Origin of the sequence: Actinosynnema sp. CA-299493 (genome assembly GCF_050946825.1) — a bacterium.
In the GTDB taxonomy this organism is placed as follows: domain Bacteria; phylum Actinomycetota; class Actinomycetes; order Mycobacteriales; family Pseudonocardiaceae; genus Actinosynnema.
Genome location: NZ_CP191993.1, coordinates 1,907,120 through 1,927,739, shown reverse-complemented (window position 1 = coordinate 1,927,739; position 20,620 = coordinate 1,907,120). Strand labels below are relative to the sequence as shown.

The 20,620-nt window shown below is 71.3% G+C and carries 22 protein-coding genes; 10 read left to right on the top strand and 12 right to left on the bottom strand.

The window, feature by feature from the left end; all coding sequences use genetic code 11:
• Positions 1–37 precede the first annotated feature (37 nt).
• From ACQPYE_RS09400 to ACQPYE_RS09390, 3 genes are all read right to left on the bottom strand, one after another.
• A complete protein-coding gene (locus tag ACQPYE_RS09400) occupies positions 38–811 on the bottom strand; it encodes an ATP-binding cassette domain-containing protein (RefSeq protein WP_498720622.1) in 774 nt (257 codons plus the stop codon).
• A gap of 121 nt (positions 812–932) precedes the next feature.
• On the bottom strand, positions 933–2,069 hold the full coding sequence (locus ACQPYE_RS09395) for a sugar ABC transporter substrate-binding protein (protein ID WP_498720621.1): 1,137 nt from the start codon (positions 2,067–2,069) through the stop codon (positions 933–935).
• Between the two features lie 179 nt (positions 2,070–2,248).
• Positions 2,249–3,964 carry a DEAD/DEAH box helicase gene (locus ACQPYE_RS09390; RefSeq protein WP_498720620.1) on the bottom strand — a complete coding sequence of 572 codons (1,716 nt, stop codon included), beginning with the start codon at positions 3,962–3,964 and terminating at the stop codon, positions 2,249–2,251.
• 175 nt (positions 3,965–4,139) lie between these two features.
• Between ACQPYE_RS09390 and ACQPYE_RS09385 the strand changes: the two genes are divergently transcribed.
• The gene (locus tag ACQPYE_RS09385; protein WP_498720619.1) at positions 4,140–5,291 is read left to right on the top strand and encodes a YihY/virulence factor BrkB family protein; all 1,152 of its coding nucleotides are present in this window, start codon (positions 4,140–4,142) and stop codon (positions 5,289–5,291) included.
• 6 nt (positions 5,292–5,297) lie between these two features.
• Here ACQPYE_RS09385 and ACQPYE_RS09380 read toward each other — a convergent pair whose 3' ends face one another.
• Positions 5,298–5,546: a DUF3039 domain-containing protein gene (locus ACQPYE_RS09380; protein ID WP_033437086.1), complete on the bottom strand. Its 249-nt coding sequence runs from the start codon at positions 5,544–5,546 to the stop codon at positions 5,298–5,300.
• 31 nt (positions 5,547–5,577) lie between these two features.
• Here ACQPYE_RS09380 and ACQPYE_RS09375 point away from each other — a divergent pair, with 31 nt between their 5' ends.
• Both ACQPYE_RS09375 and ACQPYE_RS09370 read left to right on the top strand, forming a co-directional pair.
• Positions 5,578–6,486, top strand: coding sequence for a pseudouridine-5'-phosphate glycosidase (locus ACQPYE_RS09375; protein ID WP_498720618.1), 909 nt, complete (start codon positions 5,578–5,580; stop codon positions 6,484–6,486).
• Positions 6,483–7,373: a carbohydrate kinase family protein gene (locus ACQPYE_RS09370; RefSeq protein ID WP_498720617.1), complete on the top strand. Its 891-nt coding sequence runs from the start codon at positions 6,483–6,485 to the stop codon at positions 7,371–7,373. Before ACQPYE_RS09375 ends, ACQPYE_RS09370 begins: the two co-directional genes overlap by 4 nt.
• Here the strand turns inward: ACQPYE_RS09370 and ACQPYE_RS09365 are convergent.
• Complete coding sequence (locus ACQPYE_RS09365; RefSeq protein WP_498720616.1) at positions 7,355–7,669, bottom strand: DUF3099 domain-containing protein; 315 nt, start codon at positions 7,667–7,669, stop codon at positions 7,355–7,357. The two genes, ACQPYE_RS09370 and ACQPYE_RS09365, sit on opposite strands and share 19 nt — an antisense overlap.
• 106 nt (positions 7,670–7,775) lie before the next feature.
• Here ACQPYE_RS09365 and ACQPYE_RS09360 point away from each other — a divergent pair, with 106 nt between their 5' ends.
• Positions 7,776–9,269: a PucR family transcriptional regulator gene (locus tag ACQPYE_RS09360; RefSeq protein ID WP_498720615.1), complete on the top strand. Its 1,494-nt coding sequence runs from the start codon at positions 7,776–7,778 to the stop codon at positions 9,267–9,269.
• Here ACQPYE_RS09360 and ACQPYE_RS09355 read toward each other — a convergent pair.
• Positions 9,259–9,939, bottom strand: a complete 681-nt coding sequence (locus ACQPYE_RS09355; RefSeq protein ID WP_498720614.1) for a TetR/AcrR family transcriptional regulator — start codon at positions 9,937–9,939, stop codon at positions 9,259–9,261. The genes ACQPYE_RS09360 and ACQPYE_RS09355 overlap by 11 nt on opposite strands.
• Before the next feature lie 77 nt (positions 9,940–10,016).
• Between ACQPYE_RS09355 and ACQPYE_RS09350 the strand changes: the two genes are divergently transcribed.
• From ACQPYE_RS09350 to ACQPYE_RS09335, 4 genes are all read left to right on the top strand, one after another.
• Positions 10,017–10,382: a hypothetical protein gene (locus tag ACQPYE_RS09350; RefSeq protein WP_498720613.1), complete on the top strand. Its 366-nt coding sequence runs from the start codon at positions 10,017–10,019 to the stop codon at positions 10,380–10,382.
• A 144-nt stretch (positions 10,383–10,526) separates the two neighbouring features.
• The gene (locus ACQPYE_RS09345) at positions 10,527–12,014 is read left to right on the top strand and encodes a DUF7782 domain-containing protein (protein ID WP_498720612.1); all 1,488 of its coding nucleotides are present in this window, start codon (positions 10,527–10,529) and stop codon (positions 12,012–12,014) included.
• Positions 12,011–12,436, top strand: a complete 426-nt coding sequence (dtd, locus tag ACQPYE_RS09340) for a D-aminoacyl-tRNA deacylase (RefSeq protein WP_498720611.1) — start codon at positions 12,011–12,013, stop codon at positions 12,434–12,436. Before ACQPYE_RS09345 ends, dtd begins: the two co-directional genes overlap by 4 nt.
• A 202-nt stretch (positions 12,437–12,638) precedes the next feature.
• Positions 12,639–13,631: a sigma-70 family RNA polymerase sigma factor gene (locus ACQPYE_RS09335; protein ID WP_498720609.1), complete on the top strand. Its 993-nt coding sequence runs from the start codon at positions 12,639–12,641 to the stop codon at positions 13,629–13,631.
• A 232-nt stretch (positions 13,632–13,863) separates the two neighbouring features.
• On the opposite strand, the gene ACQPYE_RS09330 is transcribed toward ACQPYE_RS09335, so the two are convergent.
• On the bottom strand, positions 13,864–14,784 hold the full coding sequence (locus ACQPYE_RS09330) for a phosphotransferase family protein (RefSeq protein WP_498720608.1): 921 nt from the start codon (positions 14,782–14,784) through the stop codon (positions 13,864–13,866).
• Between the two features lie 105 nt (positions 14,785–14,889).
• On the opposite strand from ACQPYE_RS09330, the gene ACQPYE_RS09325 reads away from it, so the two are divergent.
• Complete coding sequence (locus ACQPYE_RS09325) at positions 14,890–16,545, top strand: fumarate hydratase (protein ID WP_498722868.1); 1,656 nt, start codon at positions 14,890–14,892, stop codon at positions 16,543–16,545.
• 4 nt (positions 16,546–16,549) lie between these two features.
• Here the strand turns inward: ACQPYE_RS09325 and ACQPYE_RS09320 are convergent, their stop codons facing one another.
• Both ACQPYE_RS09320 and ACQPYE_RS09315 read right to left on the bottom strand, forming a co-directional pair.
• Complete coding sequence (locus ACQPYE_RS09320; RefSeq protein ID WP_498720607.1) at positions 16,550–16,738, bottom strand: DUF397 domain-containing protein; 189 nt, start codon at positions 16,736–16,738, stop codon at positions 16,550–16,552.
• Positions 16,738–17,583 carry a helix-turn-helix domain-containing protein gene (locus ACQPYE_RS09315; protein WP_498720606.1) on the bottom strand — a complete coding sequence of 282 codons (846 nt, stop codon included), beginning with the start codon at positions 17,581–17,583 and terminating at the stop codon, positions 16,738–16,740. The genes ACQPYE_RS09320 and ACQPYE_RS09315 overlap by 1 nt, the downstream gene beginning before the upstream one ends.
• 107 nt (positions 17,584–17,690) lie before the next feature.
• On the opposite strand from ACQPYE_RS09315, the gene ACQPYE_RS09310 reads away from it, so the two are divergent.
• A complete protein-coding gene (locus tag ACQPYE_RS09310) occupies positions 17,691–17,945 on the top strand; it encodes a hypothetical protein (RefSeq protein ID WP_498720605.1) in 255 nt (84 codons plus the stop codon).
• A gap of 9 nt (positions 17,946–17,954) precedes the next feature.
• Here ACQPYE_RS09310 and ACQPYE_RS09305 read toward each other — a convergent pair whose 3' ends face one another.
• The 3 genes from ACQPYE_RS09305 to ACQPYE_RS09295 form a co-directional block, all read right to left on the bottom strand.
• Positions 17,955–19,268 (bottom strand): jacalin-like lectin, encoded by a 1,314-nt coding sequence (locus tag ACQPYE_RS09305; RefSeq protein ID WP_498720604.1) that lies wholly within the window; start codon positions 19,266–19,268, stop codon positions 17,955–17,957.
• 125 nt (positions 19,269–19,393) lie between these two features.
• On the bottom strand, positions 19,394–19,918 hold the full coding sequence (locus ACQPYE_RS09300) for a hypothetical protein (protein WP_498720603.1): 525 nt from the start codon (positions 19,916–19,918) through the stop codon (positions 19,394–19,396).
• A gap of 88 nt (positions 19,919–20,006) precedes the next feature.
• Positions 20,007–20,486 (bottom strand): hypothetical protein, encoded by a 480-nt coding sequence (locus ACQPYE_RS09295; protein WP_498720601.1) that lies wholly within the window; start codon positions 20,484–20,486, stop codon positions 20,007–20,009.
• Positions 20,487–20,620: the final 134 nt, after the last annotated feature.

Sequence of the window (20,620 nt, the reverse complement as noted above, 5' to 3'; positions counted from 1 at the left end):
CTGCGTTCCTCGTCGTGGGGAGCTTGGCGCGGCGGCATCAGATGGTCGCGGTTTCGGGTCGGGCGATGCCCAGGTCCCCGGAGCGGCCGGCGGTGATCAGCTCGACCACCTGGCCGTGGGTGACGTCCTTGGTGTTGACCTCGGCCGCCATCCGGCCCAGGTACAGGCACGCGATGCGGTCCGCGACCTCGAACACGTCGTTCATGTTGTGGCTGATCAGCACGACGCCCAGGCCCTGCTCGGCCAGCCGGCGCACCAGGTCGAGGACCTGGCGGGTCTGCGCGACGCCCAGCGCCGCGGTCGGCTCGTCCAGCAGCACGACCTTGCTGTTCCACAGCACGGCCTTGGCGATCGCCACGGTCTGCCGCTGGCCGCCGGACAGCGACGCGACCTGCGTGCGCACCGACTTGACCGTGCGCACCGACAGCGAGGTCAGCGTCTTGCGGGCGGCCTGCTCCATGTCCGCCTCGTCGAGCATGCCCAGCTTGCCGCGCTCACGGCCGAGGAACATGTTCTGCACGATGTCGAGGTTGTCGCACAGCGCGAGGTCCTGGTAGACGACCTCGATGCCCAGGTGCGCGGCGTCACGCGGGCCGTGGATGTGGACTTCCCCGCCGTCGAACAGGACCTGGCCCGAGTCGGTGGGGTGGATGCCCGCGATGCACTTGACCAACGTCGACTTGCCCGCGCCGTTGTCGCCGACGAGGGCGGTGACCTGGCCCGGGTGGACCTCGAAGTCGATGTCGTGCAGGACGTGCACGGGACCGAAGCTCTTGTTGATGCCGCGCAGCTCGAGGATCGGCTCGCTCACTGGAATTCCTCCGTCTAACCCGTCTGAAGGGGTCCAACCCGTTCCCGGGGGCAGCCCCACACGTGGGTGCGCGCCGGAACGGGGTGCGTCTCCCACACCCCGCCCCGGCGCGAGCGTTGACTTACTTGATGCCGAGCTCGGTGCAGACGGCCGCCAGGTCGGCGACGCAGACCTCCGTCGCCTTGACGAAGCCGGCGTCCACGACGACCTTGACCTTGTCCTTGGTGATCAGCTGCGCGGGCAGCAGGACCGACTTGACGTCGCGGTTGCCGGTGGTGTCCTTGGTGACGCCGGTCGCCATCTTGTCGGCGGCGGCCGTGTCGCCCTTGGCCAGCGCGGCGGCCAGCTTGGCGGTCGCCTCGGCCTGATCGTTGATCGGCTTGAACACGGTCATGAACTGGTCGCCGCGCAGGATGGCCTGCAGGCCCTCCGGGGTGGCGTCCTGGCCGGTGACCGGGACCTTGCCGTTCAGGCCGTACTTCTTCAGCACGGTGATGATCGCGCCCGCGAGGCCGTCGTTGGCGGCGACCACGCCGTCCACCTTCTGGCCGTTGCCGGTCAGGATCTGCTCGAAGGTGGTGCCGCCGACCTGGTTGTCCCACTTGTCGATCGGCTTCGACTGGACGAGCTTCAGGTCGCCGGCCGTGTACTTCGGCTTGAGGACCTTCTGCTGGCCGTTGTAGAACAGCGTCGCGTTGTTGTCCGTCGGCGCGCCCTCGATCTCGATGATCTCGGCCGGCTTCTTGGTCGGCGCCAGCGCGGCGAGGCCCTCGACGAGGCCCTGGCCCTGGAGCTCGCCGACCTTCTCGTTGTCGAACGAGACGTAGTACTTCGAGCTGCCGCCCAGGTTCAGCCGGTCGTAGTCGATGACCGGGATGCCCTGCGCCTCGGCCTTCTTCGCGACCGTCGCGCCGATCTCGCTGTTCGGCGTGGCGATGATCAGGACCTTGACGCCAGCGTTGATCATGCCGTCGGCGAGGGTCGAGAACTTCTGCACGTCACCCTGGGCGTTCTGGATGTCCGCCTGGAGGCCCTCGGCCTCCAGCGCCTTCTTCAGCAGCGGCTTGTCGAAGCCTTCCCAGCGAGCGGAGCTGGCGGTCTCGGGGAGGATGACGCCGACCTTCGCGCCGCCCGAGCCGCTGTTCGTGTTGGTGTCCGAAGCGGGCGTGTTGCCGCCGGACGTGTTGGCGCCACATGCCGTCATGGCAACGGCAAGGCCGGTGCCGACGGCGATGAGAGCGAGGCTCTTGCTGCGCATCCGCCATCCCTTTCATGCAGGAGCGAAAATGTTGTGGCGCACAACGTATGCCGGGACAGGCGGTGACCGGAAGCACACTTGACCGGTAAAGTAGGCACGATGCGCTAACGAGAAGGTAACCGAACGGACATCTGACTACGCCCAATGCAGTAGTCGGTCACCTCGGGTCACAACAAAGGTCACCAGGAGCGGAGCGTGGCGATCCGCTCTTCGAGCTGTTCGATGCTCGCCATCGCGGTCGGCGGGCCCCCGCAGTACTCGCGCAGCTGGTTGTGGATCTTGCCGTGCGGCTTCTTCGTGCGGTGGTGGTGCATGGCCACGAGGGTGTTGAGCTCCTTGCGCAGCTGCGCCAGCCGTTCCTGCACGCCCGCCGGGCGGGTCGCGGCGGGTGGCGGCGCCGGTGCGGCGACCTGGCGCTTGCTGGCCTCGACCAGCTGCTTCTCCTGCCGCTGCCGCAGCAGCGCCCGCACCTGGTCCGGCTCCAGCAGGCCCGGCAGCCCCAGGTACTCCTGCTCCTCGTCGCTGCCCGCGAACGCGGCCGTGCCGAACGACGAGCCGTCGTAGATCACCTGGTCGAGCTCGGCGGAGGCGCCCAGCGCGGTGAACGCCCTCTCCTCCTCGCCCGGCTCGTCCTTGGCCTGGTTGGCCTGGGCCAGCAGCTCGTCGTCCCAGCCGTCCTTCTCGCGGTGCGGCTTGCCGAGCACGTGGTCGCGCTGCTGCTCCAGCTCGCTGGCCAGCCCGAGCAGGACCGGCACGCTGGGCAGGAACACGCTGGCCGTCTCGCCCCTGGCGCGCTGCCGCACGAACCGGCCGACGGCCTGGGCGAAGAACAGCGGCGTCGAGGCGCTGGTGGCGTACACGCCGACGGCCAGCCGCGGCACGTCCACGCCCTCGGACACCATGCGGACCGCGATCAGCCAGCGGTCCTGCGAGGCGGCGAACTCGGCGATCCGGCCGGACGCCTTCGGGTCGTCGGAGAGCACCAGGGTCGCGTCGTGGCCGGTGTTGCGCTTGAGGATCTCGGCGTAGGCCTTGGCCACGGTCTGGTCGGTGGCGATCACCAGGCCGCCCGCGTCCGGCATGCCGCCCTGGCGCAGCTGGGTCAGGCGCATGTCGGCGGCCTTGAGCACCGACGGCACCCACTCTCCCGTCGGGTCCAGGGCCACCCGCCACGCCCGCGCCGTCTGCTCCTGGGTCAACGGCTCGCCGAGCCGGGCGGAGAACTCCTCGCCCGCGCTGGTGCGCCAGCTCGCCTCGCCCGAGTAGGCCAGGAAGATCACCGGCCGGACCACGCCGTCGCGCAACGCGTCGGAGTAGCCGTAGGAGTGGTCCGCGCGGCTGCGCTGCACGCCGTCCGGGCCGGGCTCGTAGCTGATGAACGGGATCGGCGAGTCGTCCGAGCGGAACGGCGTCCCGGTCAGGCACATCCGCCGCACCGCCGGCGTGAACGCCTCGCGGATCGCGTCGCCCCACGACTTGGCGTCGCCACCGTGGTGGATCTCGTCGAGCAGCACGAGCGTCTTGCGGTTCTCCGTGCGCACCCGGTGCAGCGTCGGGTGGGCGGCGACCTGGGCGTAGGTGAGCGCGACGCCGTGGTAGTCGCGGGAGGTCATCGCGTTGGTGTTGCGGAAGTTCGAGTCGATCGCGATGCCCGCCTCGGCCGCCGCCTGCGCCCACTGGTGCTTGAGGTGCTCGGTGGGCGTGACGACGGTGACGGCCTCGATCGTGCGGTCGGCCAGCAGCTCGGCGGCGACGCGCAGGCCGAACGTCGTCTTGCCCGCGCCGGGCGTGGCGACGGCGAGGAAGTCCTTGGGCTTCGCGGCCAGGTACTTGGTGAGCGCGCGGCGCTGCCAGGCGCGCAGCGGTCGGGTCGTGGCGACTTGCGGTTGCGACAACCTCGAACCCTTCCTGCGCTGATCAGCGGCGGTACCACGGCAGTGGTGCGGCGGTGTTGCGGTGGTGGACACGCAAATGCCCTCGGTGCGGGTGACCGGTCGAGGGCATCGACAGCCTACCCGCTCGGCCCGCGCCGCACGGTCGCCGATGCCGCGAAATCACCCGGCATGCACCATGCTTGATGTTGCGATGGGTTCGCCGAGGGACGAGACAGCACGCAGCACGGGCCGCAAGGGGCCCCTGCGCCTGTTGGCGCGCACTCTCTCCAAGGCCTGGGACGGCAGCATCTTCTCCGAGGCGGCCGAGGCGGCGTTCTGGCAGGTCCTGTCGTTCCCGCCGCTGCTGCTGGGTCTGCTGGGCAGCCTCGGGTACCTCGGCGACTGGTTCGGGCCGGAGGTCGTGAGCGCGGTCAAGGACCGGATCATCTCCACCTGCCGGACGATCTTCAGCCAGGACGTGGTCAACGGGGTGATCGTGCCCACCGTCGACCAGATCCTCACCACCGGCAAGGGCGAGATCGTCTCGGTCGGGTTCCTGATCTCGCTGTGGGCCGGGTCGTCGGCGATGTCGTCGTTCGTGGACGCGATCACCGCCGCGCACGACCAGTACGGCGTGCGCAACGAGGTGTGGCAGCGGATCTTCGCGCTGCTGCTCTACATGGCGAGCCTGGTGCTGCTGATCATCGGCCTGCCGGTGGTGGCGCTGGGCCCGGACCTGCTGCCGCAGGTGTTCCCGGACTCGTGGCAGCCGACGATCGAGTCGTGGCTCAGCGCGTTCTACTACCCGGGCATGGCGGTGCTGCTGGTGGTGGCGCTGGCGACGCTGTACAAGCTGTCGCTGCCGAACAAGCTGCCGTGGCACCGGCTCGTGCCGGGTGCGGTGCTGGCGATGGCGGTGTTCCTGCTGTCGTCCATCGGGCTGCGGCTCTACATCCAGTGGATCACGACCACCGGGTACACCTACGGCGCGTTGGCGACGCCGATCGCGTTCCTGCTGTTCGCCTACCTGATCGGGTTGGCGATCACGCTGGGCGCGTACTTCAACAGCGCGTTGCAGGAGATGTGGCCGGCGAGGATGACGCGGCGGCAGCGCCGGCGGTGGCAGCGGCTGGAACTGGAGCGCGCCGCCGAGCGGATCCGGTCGGACGAGGGCAGGCAGGCGGCGATCACCGGGGCCGGACCGCCCGCGATGCCGGACCACACCGCGCCGTCGCCCGCGGACACCAACCACACCGTGCCGTTGCCGGTGGAACGCCGCGGGCCGCGCGAGACGCCGGTCAGCGGGCAGGGGTCCGGCCCCGGCGGGTCGACGCCGGGGCCGTCCTAGCGGGTCCTACTCGCCGCCGCCCTTGGGCAGGCCCTCGTAGATCTTCTTGCAGTCGGGGCAGACGGGCGATCCCGGCTTGGGCGACTTCGTCACCGGGAACACCTCGCCGCACAAGGCCACCACGTGCGTGCCCATCACCGCGCTTTCCGCGATCTTGGCCTTGCGCACGTAGTGGAACATCTTCGGGGTGTCGTCCCCGGTGTGGTCCGTGCCTTCCGGCCGGGTCTCCACCTCGGGCAGAGTCTGCGTGCTCACGCGGACAGCGTACCTGGGATGATGGCCCCTCGTGAGTACGCCGAGCGTCACCGAAGAGGTCCGATCCGCCCTGGCCGAGAACCGGCCGGTGGTCGCGTTGGAGAGCACGATCCTGTCCCACGGGCTACCGCCCGGCCGCAACCGCGAGGTCGCCGAACGGCTTGAGGGCGTGGTGCGCGCCGCGGGCGCGGTGCCCGCCACGATCGCCGTGCTCGGCGGCGTGCCCAAGATCGGGTTGACCCCCGCCGAGCTGGACCACGTCTGCGACCCGGCCAACGACCTGGTCAAGCTGTCGCGGCGGGACCTGGGCGCGGCGTACGCGCTCAAGCGCGACGGCGCGACGACCGTCGCGAGCACGGCCGCGCTGGCGCACGCGGCGGGCATCGGGGTGTTCGCCACCGGTGGCCTGGGTGGCGTGCACCGGGGCGCGCGCGAGACCTGGGACGTGTCCGCCGACCTGGACGTGCTGGCCACGACGCCGGTGCTGGTGGTGTGCTCGGGCGTGAAGTCGATCCTGGACATGGGCGCGACGCTGGAGCTGCTGGAGACCCGCTCGGTGCCGGTGATCGGCTTCGGCACGGACCGCTTCCCCGCGTTCTACCGGCGCGAGTCGGAGTTCGGCGTGCCGTGGCGGGTGGACTCGGCGGCCGACGCGGCGGCCGTGGTGGCGGCGCACCGGGGTGTGCCCGGCGCGGCGGGCGTGCTGCTGGCCAACCCGATCCCGGTCGACTTCGAGATGGACGCCGACCTGCACGAGCGGCTGCTGTCGGAAGGCCTGGAGCTGCTGCGCTCGCGGAACGTGCACGGCAAGGAGGTCACGCCCGTGCTGCTGGAGCACTTCCACACCGCCAGCGGCGGGGTGAGCCTGGACGCCAACGAGGCGCTGGTCGTGTCGAACGCCACCCTGGCCGCGGCGGTGGCCGTCGAGCTGGCGTCGTGAACGGGATCGTCGTCGTCGGTGACGCCGGGCTCGACGTGGTGGCCCGGCACGCGGGCCCGATCGTGCACGGCGGCGACTCGCGGGCGTCGGTGACCATCGAGCCCGGCGGCGCGGGCGCCAACACGGCGGTGTGGCTGGCCGCGTGCGGCGCGTCGCCGGTGCTGGTGGCGCGGGTCGGCGCGGACTCGGCGGGACGCCAGGTGCACGCCGAGCTGACGTCGGCCGGGGTGCGGTGCGCGTTCGCCGTGGACACGGAGGCGGCGACGTGCTGCGTGGTGGTGCTGGTGGACGACACCGGCCAGCGCAGCATGCTGCCCGACCGGGGCGCGAACGCCCGCTTCTCCCCCGCCGACCTGGACCGGGGGCTGCTGCGGGACGCCTCGCACCTGCACCTGTCCGGGTACGTGCTGCTGGACGCGTCGTCGCGGCCGGCGGGGTTGGCGGTGCTGCGCGCGGCCCGTGAGGCGGGGTTGACCACGTCGGTCGACCCGCAGTCCTCGGCGTTGATCTACGACGGGTTCCTGGACGACGTCCGCGGCGTCGACCTGCTGCTGCCCAACACCGAGGAGCTGGTGGCGCTCACCGGGTCGGCGGAACCGGCGTCGGCCGCGGCGCTGCTGGACGTGGTGGGCGCGGTGGCGTTGACGTCCGGCGCGGACGGCGCGAGCTGGGTGGACTCCGACGGCGTGGTGTCCGTGCCGGCCGAGGACGTCGAGTGCGTGGACTCGACGGGCGCAGGCGACGCGTTCGACGCCGGGTTGCTGGCGGCGTGGCTGTCCGGGGCGTCCCGGCTGGACGCGCTGCTGGGCGGGGTGCGCGCGGCGGCGCGGGCCGTGTCCGCGGTCGGGGCGCAGCCGTCGGAGGCGGGTCAGCCCTCGATGACGTGATGCGGGTGCGACTCGATCGCCCGGTGCTCCTTGGCGAGGCGGCTGGCCTTCTCCGCCTTGCGGGGAGGCCGGTCGTTCGCGATCAGCACGGCCATCCACGGCAGCGGCACGGACAGCACGATCAGCGCCAGGGCGAGCCACCAGGTCTGGTAGAAGACCATCGCCAGGATGAGGCACGGGATGCGGGCGCCCATGATGATCGCGTACTTGCGCTTGCGCGCGGCGTGCTGCTCCTCGTAGGAGGGAGCCGCCTCCGTGATGAGCACCGGTGTGCCGTCGCGCTCGGGACTGACCATGCCTCCATCGTCCCACCGCGCGGGCACCGCGGATACCTGCGGATTGTGTTTTTGGCCGCTCGTGCGCGGACGGCGGCGGCGCGATCCGAACCCGTACGATCCGGCTGTGGTCGCCCTTGATCGCCTGGTGGACGTGCTCGGGAGCCTCGGCACGCACCTGAGCTGCGCGCCACGCGGGCGGGACGTGGAGCTGCGCGGGGTGGCGCTGCACGATCCGGCGGAGCACACCGCGGCCGCGGCGGACGACGTGCTGCTCGGGTTGGGCGTGCCCTCGCCCGCCGCGGCGGCGCGGTTGGTCGGCGGCACGTCGGCGGCGGCGGTCGTGCTGCACGGCGCGCCCCCGTTGGACGAACGGGTGCTCGCCGCGGCGAAGCGGTCCGGGGCGGCGGTGCTGCTGGTGGACCCGTCGGTGCCGTGGGGGCAGTTGGCGAACGTCGCGCAGACCCTCGTGCTGGGCGGGCAGGGGTCCGGCGACCTGTTCGCGGTGGCGGACGTGATCGCGGCGGTGGTCGGCGGGCCCGTGACGATCGAGGACCAGCAGTCCCGGGTGCTGGCCTACTCCTACCGGCAGCAGGGCGTCGACCCGGTGCGGGTGCAGACGATCCTGGGTCGGCGGGTGCCGGAGGAGGCCTGGCGGGCGCTGGCCGCGTACGGCGTGTTCACCCACCTCGCGAGGTCCGACGAGCCGCTGTTCGTGCCGAAGCTGACCGACCAGCTCGGCGGGCGGCTGGTGGCGGCGGTGCGGGCCGGGCGCGAGCTGCTCGGTTCGGTGTGGGTCGAGGTGGACGACCCGGTGGACGCGGTGCGCGCGGCGGCGCTGGTGGACGGCGCGCGGACGGCGGCGCTGCACCTGCTGCGGGCCCGGGCGTCGGCGGACCTGGAGCGCCAGGCCGAGGCGGACCTGGTGATCGAGGCGCTGGACTCGGGGCTGCCCGCGAACCTGGCCCGGCTGGGGTTGCCGTCGACCGACCTGCGGGTGATCGCCGTGCAGGCGCACGCCGGCGAGGGCGAGCACGGGGCGGCGCTGCTGGCGTTCTCCCGGGCGACGGCGGGTTTCGGCTGGTCGCGGCCCGGCCGGTCGGCGTTGTTCGGCAACGTGCTCTACACCGTGCTGCCGTGCGGGGACGATCCGGCGGCGGCCGTGGACTGGGTGCGCGCGCTGGGGCGTGAGCTGCCCGCCGAAGCCGTCGTGCTGGCCGGGGTCGGTGGCCGGGCGGACGCCGCGTCGCTGCCCGCGTCACGCGGTGAGGCGGACGAGTGCCTGGCCCTGTCCGGTGGTGAGCCCGTGGTGTACGACCGGGCGTGGGCGCGGGTGTTGTTGCGGCGGTTGGCGGCGGTGGCCGAGGCCGGCCGGTGGCCGTCCCGGGGACCGGTGGCGGACCTGGCGCGGCACGACGCCGAGCACGGCACGCAGTACTCGACGACGTTGCGGGCCTGGTTGGCGGCCCAGGGGGACTCCCGGGAAGCCGCGCGGGCGCTGTCGGTGCACCCGAACACGCTGCGCTACCGGATGCAGCGGATGGCGGCGGTGACGTCGTTGCCGCTGGACGACCCGGAGCAGCGGCTGGCCATGGCCATCGCGCTGGCGATCACGCCCTGAGCCCGCCGAGCAGCATGTCCAGGCCGAACTCGAACCGCTCGTCGGCGGTCTCGGCGGTGAACAGGTGGCCGGCGGCCAGCATGTTCGCGAACGCGTCCGGTGGCAGCGAGCTCATGTACTCCCCCATCTGCCGTCCTCGGGCCGCGATCTCGGTCTGGTCGACCGCGCCCCACGTGCTGCCCTCGTACGCGAACGCCTTGGTGTAGAGCGCGAGCGCGTCGGCGGCGTAGGCGGCCCGGGTGAGCGACAGGCCGCCCGCGCGCAGGAGGCTGAGCAGCGCTTCGGCGTGGCGCAGGGCGTTCGGACCGACCGGGACCATCACCTGCCAGGCGACCTTCGCGATGCCCGGGTAGGACCGCATGGCCCCGACCTGGGCCCGGAGCAGCTCCCTGACCTGGTCCCGCCAGCGGTCCGGGTCGGGCGCGGGCAGCGGCACCCCTTCCAGGACGTGGTCCAGCATCAGCTCGACCAGCTCGTCCTTGGTGGCGACGTGGGCGTAGAGCGACGCCGGGCCCGTGCCCAGGGCCTGCGCGACCCGCCGCATGCTCACCGCGTCGAGGCCTTCGCGCAGCAGCACGTCCAGCCCGGTGCGGACGATCAGCTCCTGGGACAGGCGCGGCTTGGCGACCGGTGTGACGGGAGGCGTGCGCCAGGGCGGGTCCTGCGTCATGCGAACACCGTACTTGACACGAACACCGTTCGTTCGGAACATCGTTCGTGAGACGAACACCGTTCGAAGGGGGCTTCATGCGTGGACCGATGGTCGAGCTGACCGCGACCGTGCCCGTGTCACCGGACTCCGTGCTGGCCAGGGTGGTCGAGGTGATCACCGAGGCGGGCGGCGGGCGGATCGAGGTGGACCGGCGGCGGCGGACGGTCGCCGTCCAGGGTGGTTGGTGGTACCGCGGCGAGTACCAGGTGGACGCGACCGCCGACGGCGCGCGGCTGACCCACCGCGTCCGCAACGTGGCCGAGCGGGGCCGGTGGGCCGTGCCGCTGGCCAACCGGTTGTTCATCGGCTACCGGGCGCGGACCGAGCGGAACTTCGCGGCCTTCGTGGCGAACCTGAACGCCGAACTCGGGGGTCCTGGACGTTCGACACGCGGGGCCTGAGCGTTCGACACGCGCGTGGGTCCTGCGTTCAGCCCGCGCGTGTCGAACGCCCAGGACCACCGTGTCGAACGTCCGGGTACCCCGACTTCACCGTTCAGGTGGGCTGGTCAGGCGCGACCGGGCGGGCCACGAGACCATGACGGCGTGCTCCCTGATCTTTCCACCGACCTGACCACACGGCTGCGCGAGGCGTTCCGGGCCGCCGACTACGACGCGGACGGGGTGGTCGACGTGCTCGGGCCGCAGGCCCACGCCGCCCTCGGCCGCGGCGAACCGGAGGCCGCCCGGCGGGCCACCCGGGACGCCGGCGCCCTCGGCACCCTGGTCCGCCTGTTCCTGCTCGGCGACACCGAGTCCGAGGCCGCCGTGCGCGCCGCGCTCCCGGACGTCGACCTGGACACCGCCGTCAAGGCCGAGGTGCTGCGCGGTGACGGCGAGGGGCTGCGGGCCGGGCTGGACATCCGCCCCTACGGCGACGACGAGGGTTCCTGGTGGGTCATCGCCGACCAGGACGCCGACCAGCGCGGCGGGCCCGTGCCGGCCGACCACGTGCTCGGCGTCGGCCACGCGTCCATCAGCCTCGCCCGCGCCACCGCGCGCCGCCAGGTCGACACCCTGCTCGACCTGGGCACCGGGTGCGGCGTGCAGGCCCTGCACGCGAGCCGCCACGCCCGGCGGATCACCGCCACCGACCTGTCCGAACGCGCGCTCGCCCTGGCCGCGGGCACGTTCCGGATCAACGAGGTCGACGTCGAGCTGCGCCAGGGCGAGTGGTTCGGCCCCCTGCGCGGGCGGCGGTTCGACCAGGTCGTCTGCAACCCGCCGTTCGTGGTGGGGCCGGCCCGGGTCGACTACACCTACCGCGACTCCGGCCTCGCCGGCGACGACGCCAGCGCCCTGGTCGTGCGCCAGATGCCGTCGTTCCTGAACGAGGGCGGCGTGGGCCAACTCCTGGCCTCCTGGCTGCACCGCAAGGGCGAGGACTGGGCCGACCGCGTCTCCGCGTGGCTGCCGCGAGGCGGCGTGGACGCCTGGTTCGTGCAGCGCGACGTCGCCGACCCCGCCCTCTACGTCGGCACCTGGCTGCGCGACGCGGGCGTCGACCCGCGAAGCGCCGAGGGCCGTGCCAAGGCCGCCGCCTGGCTGGACTGGTTCGCCGAGAACGACGTCGAGGGCATCGGGTTCGGCTTCGTCACGCTCCGCCGCACGGACACCGCGCACGCCGAGGTCGTGTGCGAAGACCTCCGCCACGCCTTCGACGACCCGCTGGGCCCCGAGTCGGCCGCCTGGTTGGACCGGGTCGCCTGGCTGCGCGCCACCGACAACGCCACGCTCCTGTCCACCCGGTTCACCGTGCCGGAGACCGTGCTGCTGGAAGAGGTCTCCTCCCCCGCCGACGAGGGCTGGGAGGCCGTCGTGCGCCGCCTGCACCGCGTGGACGGCCCCGGCTGGCAGCACGAGCTGGACGAGACCGCGGCCAAGCTGCTCGCGGGGTTCCGGGGCGCGCTGCCGCTGGAGGACCTGATCACCCTGCTGGCCTACGCGCACGACCTGGACGCCGACGCGCTCGCCGGGTCCGCCCTCCCGATCGTCCGCGACCTCGTCCGGCACGGCATGGTGGCGCCCGCGTGAGAGCTGTTGTGGCACGAGTCACAGAGGCGTCGGTCACGGTGGGCGACGAGGTCGTGGGCGCGATCGACGAGCCGGGCCTGTTGGTGCTGCTCGGCATCCACGTGGACGACACCGCCGACCAGGCGCACGTGATGGCCCGAAAGCTCCACGAGTTGCGCGTCCTGAAGGACGAGGAGTCGTGCGCCACGACCGGTGCACCCCTGCTCGTGGTGAGCCAGTTCACACTTTACGGAGAGACGCGGAAGGGGCGGCGGCCGTCGTGGACGGCCGCCGCACGACCCGACCACGCCGAGCCCTTGGTCGCGGAAGTGGTCTCGGAACTGCGCCGGAAGGGTGCCCGAGTACAAACGGGACGGTTCGGCGCGATGATGTCGGTGCGGAGTGTGAACGACGGTCCGTTCACCGTGTTGGTGGAACTCTAGATCCTTCTCAGCCAATCCTCAGGATTCGCGGCGCAACCGCTGTGACGGCAGTGACGTCTTCTGGTCGTGGGAAGCGGGAACCATTTCGGCCCGGTTCGCGTTTCCCCCAGTGTCAGACACCGAAAGGTGTGCCGCGCAGCGCAGCGCGGAGTGTGCGACACGACCGCACTGCCAGCCCGCGACACAAGGGGGAGGGAGCTCCATGACCGTCCCGAAGCTCCTCGACCGTCAGGTCGGGAACGAGACGACCACCACGAGCGCCGAGTTGGACCTCGACGCCCAGGGACCGGCCGCAGACCTGGTTCGGGTGTACCTGAACGGGATCGGCAAGACAGCGCTGCTGACCGCGGCGGACGAAGTGGAGCTCGCCAAGCGGATCGAGGCGGGCGTCTTCGCGCAGCACAAGCTGGAGACCCATCCGGAGCTCCCGGATGATCGCCGGCGCGAACTGCGCGCGTTGATCCGCGATGGTCACGTGGCAAAGAACCACCTTCTCGAAGCGAATCTGCGGTTGGTCGTTTCGCTGGCGAAGCGATACACCGGCCGCGGAATGCCGCTGCTCGATCTGATCCAGGAAGGGAACCTGGGCCTGATCCGCGCGGTGGAGAAGTTCGACTACACCAAGGGCTTCAAGTTCTCGACCTACGCGACCTGGTGGATCCGCCAGGCGATCACGCGGGGAATGGCGGACCAGGGTCGCACGATCCGGCTGCCCGTCCACCTCGTGGAGCAGGTCAACAAGCTCGCCCGGATCAAGCGCGACCTGCACCAGCAGTTGGGCCGTGAGGCGACCAACGAGGAGCTGGCCAACGAGTCGGGCCTGTCGCCGGAGAAGGTGGTCGACCTGCTCGACCACGCCCGCGACCCGGTGAGCCTGGACATGCCGGTCGGCGCCGAGGAGGACGCCCCGCTCGGCGACTTCATCGAGGACTCCGACGCCACGGACGCGGAGAGCGCGGTCATCTCCGGCCTGCTTCAGGACGACCTGCGCCGGGTGCTGGCCACGCTGGACCCGCGCGAGCAGGCGGTGATCCGGCTGCGGTACGGCCTGGAGGACGGCCAGCCGCGCACGCTGGACCAGATCGGCAAGCAGTTCGGCCTGTCGCGGGAGCGGGTGCGGCAGATCGAGCGCGAGGTGATGTCGAAGCTGCGGCAGGGCGAGCGGGCCGCCAAGCTGCGGGCCTACGCCAGCTGAGCCGCCGGTCCGCGCGCCGGTCGGGCTGACGGCCGGCACGCAGGCCGAGCTGACGCGATACAGGGTCCACTCGGCGGGAGTCACCGCTGTGCGGGATTGACTTGTGACGCCAGTCACGGCACGGTCGTGCGTTACACGAGCCACGCGACACCTCCGCCCCATTGCGCGGAGGTGCTCGCACTCTGAGGAAGGTCGGGGCGGTCGGGGGCCGGCCCGGCCTTCCGCTATTCCGCTAGAGCCCCAGGTACTCCGCGAGCTTCTCGCGGAAGAACCGCACGTGCGCCTCGCGCTCCTCGCCGGCGTAACCGCGCGGCACGCCCTCCACGATCATCACCAGGCACAGGTAGGCGCGGTACAGAGCGATCCGGGTCTCCTCGGCCCCGGTGAACCCCGCGACGCCGTAACCGGCCTTGAAATCGTCGTCCAGGTCGGTGAACAACGCCACCGTCGCGATTTCCGCCAACGGGTCGCCGAACAGCGCCCGTTCCGGGTCGATGATCCCCTCGACGTGGCCGTCGGCCAGGAAGAGGTTCGCCTCCCACAGGTCGAAGTGCACCAGCACCGGCTCGGTGACCTCGTCCAGCAGGTGCGCGCGGGCCGCGAACGCCGGCCGCACGTCGGGCAGCTCCACGCCGAACCGGTCCGCGTCGGCCAGCACCGCGTCCAGCATCTTCGCGAACGCCTCGCGCCACGTCGCCCCGTTGGGCCCTTGGACGTAGCCGTACACGTCGCCGGTGATCTCGTGCAGCCTGCGGACGATCGTGCCCAGCTCGCGGCGCAGCGCACCGTGCTCGGCGTCGGTGAGCCGCGCGCGGGCGGACGACCACGGCTCGCCGTTCAGCGCCGTCATCAGCAGCAAGCCGTCCTCGTGCAGCAGGACCTCCGGCACCGGCAGGCCGTGCGCCCGCATCAGCCGGAACGCCAACGCCTCGGTGCGCATGATGTCCCGCTCGTGGGTGAGCAGCGGCGCGTCCGTCGGCGGCGCGACCTTCAGCACGGTCTCGCGGCCGTCCGCGGCGGTGAGCCGGTAGGCGGTGTTGAACATGCCCTCGGTCAGCTCGACGTGCGCGGCGAGCGGCACGCCCAGCACGCGGCGGACCAGGGCGTCGAGCTCGGCTTCGGAGAGCCGGCGCTTGGTGAGGCTGTCGACCACGACGCGAATCACATCACGCCGTGCGGACTCGGCGGCGCGATCGGTATAAGTTCGGCGGAACCCGAAGCGCGCAAGGGAGCCCGCGACGTGACCTCGTCGAACCTTCTGGCACCGACCTTCCAGTACACCGACGTCCTGCCCCTGGCGAAGGACAACCACACCGAGTACCGGCTCGTGACGCCGGACGGCGTGTCGGTCGTCGAAGCCGCCGGCCGGACGTTCCTCCAGGTCGAGCCCGCGGCGCTGACGCTGCTGGCCAAGGAGGCGATCCGGGACATCCAGCACCTGCTGCGGCCCTCGCACCTGGCCCAGCTGCGCGCGATCGTGGACGACCCCGAGGCCAGCGGGAACGACCGGTTCGTCGCGATGGACCTGCTGCGCAACGCGTGCATCTCCGCCGGCGGCGTGCTGCCCATGTGCCAGGACACCGGCACCGCCATCGTGATGGGCAAGCGCACCGAGTCCGTGCTGACCGGCGGCACCGACGAGGAGGCGCTGTCGCGCGGCATCTTCGAGGCCTACCAGGAGCTGAACCTCCGGTACTCGCAGATGGCCCCGGTCAACTTCTGGGACGAGAAGAACACCGGCACCAACCTGCCCGCGCAGATCGACCTGTTCACCGCGCCCGGCGTGGAGCCGAAGTACGAGTTCCTGTTCATGGCCAAGGGCGGCGGGTCGGCCAACAAGACGTTCCTGTACCAGGAGACGAAGGCGCTGCTGAACCCGTCGCGGCTGGCCAAGTTCCTGGACGAGAAGCTGCGCTCGCTCGGCACGGCCGCGTGCCCGCCGTACCACCTCGCGGTGGTCGTCGGCGGCCTGTCGGCGGAGCAGAACCTGAAGGTCGCCAAGCTCGCGTCCGCCCGCTACCTCGACGGCCTGCCCACCGAGGGCTCGGCCGCCGGCCACGCGTTCCGGGACGTCGACCTGGAGCAGCAGGTGCTGGAGCTGACCCGGAACTTCGGCATCGGCGCCCAGTTCGGCGGCAAGTACTTCTGCCACGACGTGCGCGTGGTCCGGCTGCCCCGGCACGGCGCGTCCTGCCCGGTCGGCATCGCGGTGTCGTGCTCGGCGGACCGGCAGGTCAAGGCGAAGATCACCCCCGAGGGCCTCTTCCTGGAGCAGCTGGAACGCGACCCGGCGCACTTCCTGCCCGACGTGACCGGCGAGAACCTGTCCGACGAGGTCGTGACCATCGACCTGACCCGGCCCATGGCCGAGATCCGCGCGACGCTGTCGGCGTTGCCGGTGAAGACGCGGGTGTCGCTGACCGGTCCGCTGGTGGTGGCGCGGGACATCGCGCACGCCAAGATCAAGGAGCGGTTGGACGCGGGCGAGCCGATGCCGCAGTACCTCAAGGACCACCCGGTGTACTACGCCGGGCCGGCCAAGACGCCCGAGGGGTACGCCTCCGGGTCGTTCGGGCCGACGACGGCCGGTCGGATGGACTCCTACGTCGAGCAGTTCCAGGAGGCCGGCGGGTCGCTGGTGATGCTGGCCAAGGGCAACCGCTCGCGCCAGGTGACCGACGCCTGCCGGACCCACGGCGGGTTCTACCTCGGCTCGATCGGCGGACCGGCCGCGCGGCTGGCCCAGGACTGCATCCGCAAGGTCGAGGTGCTGGAGTACGCCGAGCTGGGCATGGAAGCGGTCTGGAAGATCGAGGTGGAGGACTTCCCCGCGTTCGTCGTGGTGGACGACAAGGGCAACGACTTCTTCGCCGAGACCTCCACCCCGACCCTCCAGATCTCGTTCCGGAAGTAGCCCGCTACAGGTCGAACACGCCGAGCTTGGCGCCGCGCGTGAAGAAGTCCCACTCGCCGTGGGTGAAGCGCTGTGGGACTTCTTCAGGCCGGTTGCTGTTGCGGACCAGCACCTCGTCGTCCGTGCGCATGACCTCGACGCAGTTGTCGCCACCTCCGCTGAACTTGGTCCACTCGCCGGGCTTCAGGGCCATCAGGTCTCCTCTGTGATCCGGGTCAGGAGTTCACGGCTCTCCTCCACCCCCAACGCCTTCGCCCGGGTGTGGTCGAACCAGCGGCTCGTCTTCTCCAGCTGGTCCGCACCGTCCACGAACTGGGCACCGTAGGGGGTGTCGACGCTGATCAGCGACGGCAACTTGTCGGGTAGCCGGAACAAGGTCAGCGTAGTGCCGGTCAACGCGTGCACCCCGGCTCCCTGCGGCATCACCTGCACCACGACGTTCTCCAGCTCGATCAGGCCCAGGACGTGCTTGAGCTGGTCGCGCATGACCTCCGGGCCGCCGACGTTCGCCCGCAGCGCCGGTTCCCCGATCACCGCCCACAACCTCAGCAGGGGCTCGCGGTCGGTCAGCAGCGCCCGTCGTTCCAGGCGCAGTTGGAGGTTCTTCTCCAGCGCCTCGCCGTCGAGGCCGATGCCGGTCATCAGCGCACGGGCGTAGTGCTCGGTCTGGAGCACGGCCGGGATCAGCTCGAAGGACGAGTAGAGGGCCTCGGTGGCGATGGCCTCGACATCCAGGATGCGGCGCAGCCAGGGCTGGATGGGGCCGCCGATCTTGCTCTTCGGCCTGCGGCGGTGGGCCTCGGAGTTGAGGGTCAGCAGGTCTTCGCGGGTCGCGTCGTCGGCTTGGTAGAGGTCGAGCAGCTTCTCCAGCTCGGCCTGCTTGACGCCGCTGATCGCGTTCTCGATGTTGCTGATCTTGGTCATCGTGCAGTGCAGCACCTCGCCCACCCGTTCCCGGGGCACGCCGGCTTCTTCGCGCATGCGGCGCAGCGTCGTGCCGATCTGGATGCGGGCGGCACTGCGGTGTGGGCTGGTCATCGCTCTCCTCGATCATCACCCGATCGGGACTTGTGCACATTCTGTACATACGAGATAGTTGTCCCGAATTCAGAGAGTATACAACCATGAGCGGGGAGTGAGTTCCCATGGGGTCGCGTTTCTACCAGGTGAGCTTGATCGAGACGTCCGGGACCGGGGTGTACTTCCGGACGATCACGCGGGAACTCGTGGACGGGAAGGAGGGGCTGCACGCGTGGATGGTGCGGGTGCTGGCGGCCCACCGGTGCGACCTGGGCCTCTACGTCGGCGAGACGGGCACGATCGCGGCGGACGAGGACCAGGTCGACGCGGACCTGTGGCTGGCGTGGGACGGCGTGGCGGCCTTCGCGACCACGGAGTGAGACGAGCGGTCAGCTCCGGGTGCAGATCACGCCGAGCTTGTCGATCTCGGTGCCGGCGCGGCCCGTGAAGCCGACGATGTGCCAGCCCTCAGGCGCGGTGAAGGTGACCTGGTCGGCGGTGGGCGTGCCCACGGCGACGGTTCGGCCGAGGTCGGTGGTGATGCGGACGGAGAAGATCCGGGTGCGGCCGTCGCGTTGGCCCTTGGTGAGCGTGGCCCCCGTCAGGCGCTCGCCCGGCTGGAGGGTGAGCGTGGTCGGGGTGCCGCCGGTGCCGCCGTGCGCGAGGGCGGCGCCGTCGGCGAGCGTGATCCCGACCCGGTCCAGGCGTGAGCCGCCGCTGAGGGTCACCGAGCGGACGGTGGCGCCGGGGCGGACCGCCTCGACGTCGGTGAACGGCGTGCCGTGCGGGCCGCCGAACTCCTCGCTCAGGCGCAGGTGGTCGGCGAGCCGCCAGGAGAAGCCGACGGCGTGCGGGTAGTGGTCGGACAGCGGTTCGCCGGCCGGGTCGAGGAAGGACGTGTGGTCGTTGCGGTAGGAGGTGGCGGTGAGGTCGATGAAGGCGTTGTCGCGGTAGAGGACCTTGTCCACGACCTCGCACGTGTCGGCGACGTTCGCCGGGTCGCACACCAGCGCGGGTGCGCCGAGGGCGGGTTCGACACCTCCCCGGACGCGCTCCACCCAGGCGTCGGTGAGGCCGTTGGCGTGGACGAGGTCGCGGATGTTGTCACCCGTGCGGGTGTAGCGGGTGTTGGTGTCGCCCATGATGACCACCGCGTTGCCGGCGGAGTTCCGGGCGACGTACTGCGACAACTGGGTGATGTTCGCGCGGCGGGCGGCCAGGTCGGCGTCCGCGCTGCCGGCGTTGGCGTGGACGTTGTAGAGGTCGACGCGGACGCCCTCTGCCAGGTGGAGGCGGGCGAACGTGAAGCCCTTCGGGGTCAGGCAGTCCGTGCCGTTGCACCGGTCCCACTTCACCCGCGTGAAGTCGCTGTACGGGTAGGCCGACAGGGTGTTCAGGCCGTCGCCGAACGGCACTCCCCCGCTGGTCGGCGTGCGGTGCGGGTGGTTGTCGGCGGCGTACAGGGCGGCGTGGTGGTTGAAGTCCTCCTGGACGTTGACCACCGCGTAGTCCCGGACGCGCGCGCCGATGAGCGGCGTGTTCGTCGCCGGGTTCGACCCGGAGAGCGGTTCCGGGAGGCCGGCGACGTTGTACGTCAGCACGGAGAACTGCCCGTTGGTGTCGGCGGACGCGGGAGTGGTCAGCGCGGTCGTGCTCGCGGCCGTGACCACGAGGGCGAGCAGCAGGCCGAGAGGTCGTCTCACGTCATCGGAGTCTGGCGGTCCCGCCGTCGTGCCGGAACCCGTGACGCGAAACTCCTTCAGGTATTCACCCGGTCGGCTCTCGCGCACCGGACCCGACGGCTCGCGTTGTCGGCCGGCACGCGAGGTCAAGCCGAGTCGTCGCGGGCCTCCAGGACGATGCGGCGGGACCCGAGGGGTGCGTCGAGGGTGACGTTCAGCGGCACGTCGCGCAGTTCCTGCGTGCACAGGACGCCGGTGGGCGGCGCGTAGTAGGTCGTGACCAGCGTGATCGACACCTGGTCGGCGGACTGGGCGGTGACCTCGGCGCTCGCCGTCTTGCAGCCGCCCGCGATGCCGACGACCTGGACCGTGCGGCCGTCCGCGGACGTCCACGCCTGTCGTTTGTAGTGGTCGGGCAGCGTGCCGCCGTCGACCTGGGCGGCCGTCACCTCGGTCGGCCCGCCCTCCAGTGCCGCGGCGCTGGTCTGCGGCGGCGGTGCGGTCGGTTGGGCGTCGGCGGAGGATGACAACGTTGTCGGAGCAGACGGCGATCCCGTCGTGGTGACCGTGCCGACCGCGGTGGACGACTCGCCGAGCGGGGCGTTGCCGGTGGTGCCGCACCCCGCGAGCGCGAGCAGGGAGAAGGCGACGGCGACCTTGACGTTCCTCATAGCTGCAGGACGGTACTCGGGGCCGTGAGGTTGCAGGGTGGGCGATGCCCGGCCGACCGGGGGCAGGCCGACCGGGCACCGGAGGGGGTTACTTCTGGTCCTGCCGGGTGCTGAGGACGACCGTGCGGCCACCGAGCGGCGCGTCGAGCTTCGCGGTCAGCGGCGGGTAGCGGATGTCCATCGTGCAGACCGGCTGGTCGAGCGGCGTGGTCTCGACCAGCACCAGCTTCACGACCTGGGCGTTCTGCTCGGCGATCTCGACGGTCGCCTTGCCGCAGCCGGCTTCCTGGGCGATGACGCCGAGCACGCTGCCGTCACCCTCGGTCCACGTGGTGGTGGGGGTGCCCTCGGGGATGGCGGCGGCGTCGAGCTGGTCCTTGGGCACTTCCTTGCCGTTCGGCGGCACGGGGCTGTCGAACTCCGGCTCCTCGACGCTGGACGAGGTCGGTTGGGCCGACGTGGTCAACGTCGGCCCACCGGCGCCCGGACCGACGGGCGTGGACGTTGCGCAGGCGGCGAGCACGACCAGCAGCACACCCGCGCCGATGGCGGTTCCCAGGCTTCTCATGTCCCCAGGACGGACCGACCCACCCCCCGGGTTGCCACCCCTTCTTCACAGTTACCCGTTCGAGCGACCCCGAGAGTCCTACGTCCAAGGCGCGAGAGTCCTACGTTCAGGGCCCCTGAATTCAACGTTCAGCG

Bases quoted from the DNA above. Each gene is read 5' to 3' on its own strand.
- ACQPYE_RS09365 (WP_498720616.1), bottom strand. From the start codon at position 7,669: ATGGTCAGTCCCGAGCGCGACGGCACACCGGTGCTCATCACGGAGGCG.
- ACQPYE_RS09335 (WP_498720609.1), top strand. From the start codon at position 12,639: ATGACCGTCCCGAAGCTCCTCGACCGTCAGGTCGGGAACGAGACGACC.
- ACQPYE_RS09355 (WP_498720614.1), bottom strand. From the start codon at position 9,939: ATGACGCAGGACCCGCCCTGGCGCACGCCTCCCGTCACACCGGTCGCC.
- ACQPYE_RS09310 (WP_498720605.1), top strand. From the start codon at position 17,691: ATGGGGTCGCGTTTCTACCAGGTGAGCTTGATCGAGACGTCCGGGACC.
- ACQPYE_RS09295 (WP_498720601.1), bottom strand. From the start codon at position 20,486: ATGAGAAGCCTGGGAACCGCCATCGGCGCGGGTGTGCTGCTGGTCGTG.
- ACQPYE_RS09320 (WP_498720607.1), bottom strand. From the start codon at position 16,738: ATGGCCCTGAAGCCCGGCGAGTGGACCAAGTTCAGCGGAGGTGGCGAC.
- ACQPYE_RS09350 (WP_498720613.1), top strand. From the start codon at position 10,017: ATGCGTGGACCGATGGTCGAGCTGACCGCGACCGTGCCCGTGTCACCG.
- ACQPYE_RS09315 (WP_498720606.1), bottom strand. From the start codon at position 17,583: ATGACCAGCCCACACCGCAGTGCCGCCCGCATCCAGATCGGCACGACG.
- ACQPYE_RS09385 (WP_498720619.1), top strand. From the start codon at position 4,140: ATGCTTGATGTTGCGATGGGTTCGCCGAGGGACGAGACAGCACGCAGC.
- ACQPYE_RS09300 (WP_498720603.1), bottom strand. From the start codon at position 19,918: ATGAGGAACGTCAAGGTCGCCGTCGCCTTCTCCCTGCTCGCGCTCGCG.
- ACQPYE_RS09395 (WP_498720621.1), bottom strand. From the start codon at position 2,069: ATGCGCAGCAAGAGCCTCGCTCTCATCGCCGTCGGCACCGGCCTTGCC.